Below are 5,740 nucleotides of genomic sequence, written 5' to 3'. Positions count from 1 at the left end.
CCGTCCGGGTATGCCGGCATACCGCAGTTTCCGGTGCGCGGCGCATGGATCGAATCGTTCCTGCCGATGATGCCATGCGCCCGCAGGTAACGGGGATTGTCCGCGGCGCGATGCTATTCTTGGTCTACCGGTTCGTGCCGGCCAGCCGAGTGCCTCGATGAAGCCGCTTCTGCGTGATGTCCTGTCCTTGCCGCTCTCCCTGGCACTGGTCGCCTGTGGCGGCAGCGGGGGCGGCGGGCGCGATGACGCCGGCGGTGGCGGCGGTACGGGTGGCAGCGCCTTCGCCGACGCGCGGCTCGCGCAATGCGTACGCGAGAGCCCGCTGCTGCAGGTCGGCGCCGGCCGTGATGCCCCGGGCCGCGCCGAGATCGACGTGAGCGCCGGGCCGCAACCCGCCAGCGCCTGCCGGGAGAATACCCAGTTCCGCTTCGGCTCCGGCATCTACGACATCACCGGCGTGATCGCCAACAACACCGGCATGGGCTACGAGGATCCCATGCACATCCTGGGCGGCATCCACACGCGCCAGCACGCGCGCGCCTACGTGATCGAGTCGCCCTGCAACGGCAAGCGCATCGTGTTCGTGTCCACCGATACCGGCATGGTGTTCGGCGCCGTGCGCCAGGGCGTGCTCGACGCCTTCGCGGCCGATCCCGAGCTGTCGCAGTTCTATGGCCCGGACAACGCCATGTTCACGGCCACGCACACGCATGCCGGGCCGTCCGGCTATTCGCACTACAACGCGCACAACTTCTTCCACCTGGGCTTCGACGCCACCACCTACAACGCCATCACCAACGGCATCGTCGAGGCCGTGCGCCGCGCGCACGCCAGCCTGCAGGTACACCCGCAGGCCGCGCCGATCCGTCTTGCCGTCGGCGAGCTGCTCAACACCAACCTCAACCGCTCCAGGGCAGCCTTCCTGCAGAACCCGGAGGCCGAGCGCCGGCAGTTCCTCAACAGCCGCGGCGAGGAAGTAGACGTGGACAAGCGCTTCGTGCAGCTCAACCTGGTGCGCGGCAGTACCGCCGTCGGCGTGATCAACTGGTTCGGCGTGCACCCGACCTCGGTCGGCCAGACCACGCACCTGGCCAGTAGCGACAACAAGGGCTATGCCTCGCTGGGCTTCGAGCGCATCATGCGCACCCGCTACGACGCACCCGTGGGTACGGATACCTTCGTCGCCGCCTTCGCCCAGACCGACGAGGGCGATTCTTCGCCGAACATCTTCGTCCTCGAGCACCCGGCGCCGGACCCGGCGCGCGGCGGTGGCGCGACGGACTACGAGTCGAGCGCGATCTCCGGCACCAAGCAGCTGAACAAGGCGCTGGAGCTGTTCACGCAGGGACGGCCGCTGTCCGGCCCGGTGGACTACCGCACGCTGAACGTGGCGATGGACGCGGTCGAGGTGACGGACCCCGTGGTGCTGGCCGGCCTGCAGCACCCGCCCGAGCTCGACGCCAACCCCAAACGCACCTGTGTGGCGGCGCTGGGCGTGTCCTTCGGCGCCGGCGCCGAGGACGGCCCCGGCCCGACGGTGGAGGGCGTGAGCTGCAAATCCGCGCCCGATGTCATTGCCGCCGCGCAGGCGGATTTCGAGGCCTTCGCCGCCGGCAAGATCCCGCCCAACCTGTTTGCCACTGCGGTCGGCTGCCAGCTCGACCAGCTGCCGGGCGTGGACCTGGCCTGCCAGGCGGAGAAGCCCGTGCTGTTCGTGGTCGGCCCGCCGCTCAATGCGGAGCCGAATGTCCTGCCGCTGCAGCTGTTCCGCATCGGCAACTTCGCCCTGGTCGGCATCCCGATGGAGGTCACCACCATGGCGGCGCGGCGCATCCGCAAGACTCTGCTGGATGTGCTGGCGCCGGTCGGCGTGGATACCATCGTGGTGGCGGGCCTGGCCAACGACTTCGTGCACTACCTGACCACGCGCGAGGAGTACGCCATCCAGCACTACGAAGGCGCCTCGACCCTGTTCGGCCCCTGGCAGCTGGCGGCGGTGCAGCAGGAGACCCGCAAGCTGGCGCTGGCCCTGCGCGACGGCCAGCCGGCCCCGGCCGGGCCCGCCATCCCGCGCACGCCGATGTTCTCCATGAGCACGCGCCCGCCCTATGTGCCCTCGGATTTGCCGGGGCCGGGCGGTTTCGGCGCGCTGCTTGCGGATGCACCGGCCACGGCGGCGCGCGGCGAGACCGTGCGTGCGAGCTTCCAGGCCGGACATCCGCGCAACGACCTGAAGATCCAGTCGTCGTATGTCTTTGTGGAGCGCAAGCGCGCGGACGGCAGCTGGGAAGTGGTGGCGCAGGACCGCGATCCGGAACTGCTGTTCACCTGGCTGCCGCAGACCGGACAGCTGACACCGATCGACGTCGTGACCGGCCCATCCACGGCCGAGGCCGTTTGGACGATCCCGAGGGATACGCCGGCAGGCACTTACCGCCTGCGGCATGCCGGCGTCGCACAGACGACGCCTTTGCTGCCGGCGCAAGCCTACGAGGGCGTCTCGCGCGAATTCACCATCGGGGGCATGCCAGCAACCTGCCCGTGAGCCCCCCCACAAGGGCGGGGGGCGAATACAAAAAGAATACTTGGGGGTAATGACCATGCAGGCTACGCGCAATCCCACCGGCTGGGGCTATGTCGAGCAGGCGCTCAAGCCGGAGGAGCGCAAGCGGCTGATGGGCACGATCGGCAGCGTGTTCTCCAGCCAGCGGCTGGAAGAAAGGCCTGCGCCGCCGGTCGAGGCCATCGAGCTGCCGCGCAGCCGCATCGGCATCCCCGCGCGCTTCGCCAAATGGCGCACCGACAGTTTCCCGCCGCCGCTGCACACGGCGCCGGGCGCGGTGCAGTCCTGGATGTCGGATTCGCCGCAGGAGCGCGTGCTGCATGCACTCGGCCGCAGCTTTCGCGACCTGGCCCAGCTGCGCACCGGCAAATTGCCGGTGGCGCCGGATGTCGTGGCACGCCCGGCCAGCCTAGAGGACCTCGAGATCCTGCTGGAATGGGCCAATGCCGAAGGCTATGCCGTGATTCCCTTCGGCGGCGGCAGCAGCGTGGTCGGCGGCGTGACGCCCGAAGGCACGGAGCAGTTTCCCGCCTGCCTCGCGCTGGACCTGCAGGGCCTCAACCGCGTACTGGAGATCAACCCGCGCGACCGCGTGGTGCACGCCGAGGCCGGCATCCTCGGCCCGGCCCTCGACGAGATCCTGCGCCCGCAGGGGCTGACCGTGCGGCATTACCCGCAGTCCTACTATCACAGCACGCTGGGCGGCTGGGTAGCGGCGCGCGGCGCCGGGCATTTCAGCACACTGCACGCCAAGATCGAGGATCGCGTCCAGGCGTTGTCGGTCATGTTGCCGGACGGGCGGCGTGCGCAGACCCGGGCGCTGCCGGCCTCCAGCGTCGGGCCAGACCCGAACCGCCTGTGGTGCGGCAGCGAAGGCGCGCTCGGCATCATCACCGATGTGCGCCTGCGCGTGCTGCCGGTGCCGCAGCACACGGCCACCGCCGGCGTGCTGTTCAACACCTTCGAGCAGGCGCTGGAGGCGGCGCGGGAGATCGTGCAGGCCGGGCTGTGGCCGGCGCAGCTGCGCCTGCTGGATCCCTTCGAGCACATGATGAGCAGCCTGCTGGCAGGCCGGCCGGCCAGCGGCGCGCTCATGATCATCGGTTATGAATCCGCCACACGCGAGGTCGAGTCAGCGCTGAAAGCGGCAGTGGCGGTGGCGCAGGCCAATGGCGGCCAGCCGCGCGAGTCGGGCAGGGAGGGCGCCACGCAGGCCTGGCGCGAGGCCTTCTTCCGCCAGCCCTACATCCGCGACACGCTGCTGGACTACGGCATCATCGCCGAGACCTTCGAGACGGCGGTGCCCTGGAGTCGGCTGCCGGATTTCTACCGCAACGTACGCCAGGCGACGCTCGACGCGGTACTGAAGACCTGCGGGGCGGGCGGCGTGAACTGCCGCACCACGCATGCCTACCCGGACGGCATCAGCCTGTATTTCTCGTTCTTCGCGCACGGCCGGCACGGCGCGCTGGTGGAGCAGTGGGCCGAGATCAAGGCCGCGGCCACCGAGGCGGTCATGGCCAATGGCGGCACCGCCAGCCATCACCACGCCATGGGGCGCGACCACAAGCGCTGGGCGAAGCAGGAGATTCCGGCCGCGTTTCGTGCCGCGATCCGCGGGGCCAAGCGCGAACTCGATCCCAAGGGCATCCTCAACCCCGGACTCTGGTTCGAGGACTGAGGACGTTCCTAGGGCTGTTTGGCAGCCTGGCGTGCCGAGACGTACATCCCGGCGGCCAGCACCAGGAAGATCAGGCCCGCGCCGAGCAAGGACTGCGCCTGCTTGCGGCTTTTTTCGAGCGGCGCCAATTGCTCGTTACGGATCGCGCTGCGGAATTTGGCTTCCCATTCGGGCGACAGGCTGACCGGCGCCTCGGCTGGCTGGCCGTGCTGGCGCGCAACCTCCTGCAGCCGCGCAAACTCGATGCGATATTGCGCCTCCACTGCCTGTGCCAGTTGTTCTTCGCTCGGCAGCTCGATGCGGCTCCATTCGTAACAGCCGTACAGACACAAGCCCAGGCCGATGACCAGCCAGATGCGCCAGGCGGCGCGCTGTGAGCTGAAAAACATGCAGACAACTCGCCCGTGAGCACGAAAATGGTAGGGACAGTCTAGCAGCGCGCCGGCGCATTGACAGGGCAACCGACTTTGTTACCTTTCAGCAACGGACAGCCGGTCAGGAGCCAGGGATGCAACTGAAACTGCTGGACAGGTATATCAGGCAGGGCACGCTGCACCTGCAGCTGCCCGACGGGCGCCGGCTCACCGCCGGCCGAGGCGAGCCCTCCGCGGAGATGATTCTGCACCGCCCTGCGGCGCTGGTACGCATGCTGCGCCATCCCGCGATCGCGGTCGGTGAGGCGTACATGGACGGCGACTGGGATCCGGGCGAAGGTGGCCTGCTGCGCGTGTTCGAGGTCATCGCGCGCAATCTGCGTCACCGCCAGCCCGGCGGCCTGGGCGAATGGTTGCGGCGCGCGCGCAGCTGGCTGGGCGAAATCCACCCGCCCGGGCGCAGCCGGCGCAACGTCGAATCCCATTACGACCTGGACGAGGCGCTGTTCCGGCGCTTCCTCGATGCCGACCTGCACTATTCCTGCGCCTACTTCGAGCGCCCGGGCCTGGGGCTGGAGGAGGCGCAGCAGGCCAAATGCCGCCATATCGCGCGCAAGCTGCTGCTGCAGCCGGGCGAGCACGTGCTCGACATCGGCAGCGGCTGGGGCGGGCTTGCGCTGCACCTGGCCCGCAGCGCAGACGTGCGCGTGACCGGGCTTACGCTATCCCAGGACCAGTACCGCACCGCTTGCCGCCGCGCGCTGGACGCCGGGCTCGCGGACCGGGTGCGTTTCGAGCTGTGCGATTATCGCCAGCACGAGGGCCGGTACGACGCCATCGTCAGCGTCGGCATGTTCGAGCATGTCGGGCGCCCGCAGTACCCGCGGTTCTTCGAGCATGCCGCGCATCTGCTGCGGCCCGGCGGGCGCATGCTGCTGCACACCATCGGCCGCTCCGGCCCGCCGGCCCACGGCAACCACTGGATCCGCAAATACATCTTCCCCGGCGGCTACATCCCGGCGCTGTCCGAGATCGTTTCGGTGGTCGAACGCACCGGCCTGTTCCTGACCGACATCGAAGTGCTGCGCCTCCATTACGCCGATACGCTTCGTCGTTGGCGCG

Annotated in this window: 4 protein-coding genes; 3 read left to right on the top strand and 1 reads right to left on the bottom strand. The window is 69.1% G+C overall.

Annotated elements, in window-relative coordinates:
• Positions 1-157 precede the first annotated feature (157 nt).
• Both VNJ47_03315 and VNJ47_03310 read left to right on the top strand, forming a co-directional pair.
• Positions 158-2,545, top strand: coding sequence for a neutral/alkaline non-lysosomal ceramidase N-terminal domain-containing protein (locus tag VNJ47_03315; protein ID HXG27860.1), 2,388 nt, complete (start codon positions 158-160; stop codon positions 2,543-2,545).
• Between the two features lie 49 nt (positions 2,546-2,594).
• Positions 2,595-4,244 (top strand): FAD-binding oxidoreductase, encoded by a 1,650-nt coding sequence (locus tag VNJ47_03310; protein HXG27859.1) that lies wholly within the window; start codon positions 2,595-2,597, stop codon positions 4,242-4,244.
• 8 nt (positions 4,245-4,252) lie between these two features.
• Here the strand turns inward: VNJ47_03310 and VNJ47_03305 are convergent, their stop codons facing one another.
• Positions 4,253-4,633 carry a hypothetical protein gene (locus VNJ47_03305; GenBank protein ID HXG27858.1) on the bottom strand — a complete coding sequence of 127 codons (381 nt, stop codon included), beginning with the start codon at positions 4,631-4,633 and terminating at the stop codon, positions 4,253-4,255.
• A gap of 119 nt (positions 4,634-4,752) precedes the next feature.
• Here VNJ47_03305 and VNJ47_03300 point away from each other — a divergent pair.
• Positions 4,753-5,740: cyclopropane-fatty-acyl-phospholipid synthase family protein (locus tag VNJ47_03300; protein ID HXG27857.1), on the top strand; the 988-nt coding region annotated here is incomplete at its 3' end.

The sequence above is a fragment of the Nevskiales bacterium genome (assembly GCA_035574475.1).
Classification (GTDB): domain Bacteria; phylum Pseudomonadota; class Gammaproteobacteria; order Nevskiales; family DATLYR01; genus DATLYR01.
The sequence above is the reverse complement of the archived record's forward strand: the minus strand, read 5'-3'. Positions and strand labels throughout refer to the sequence as shown.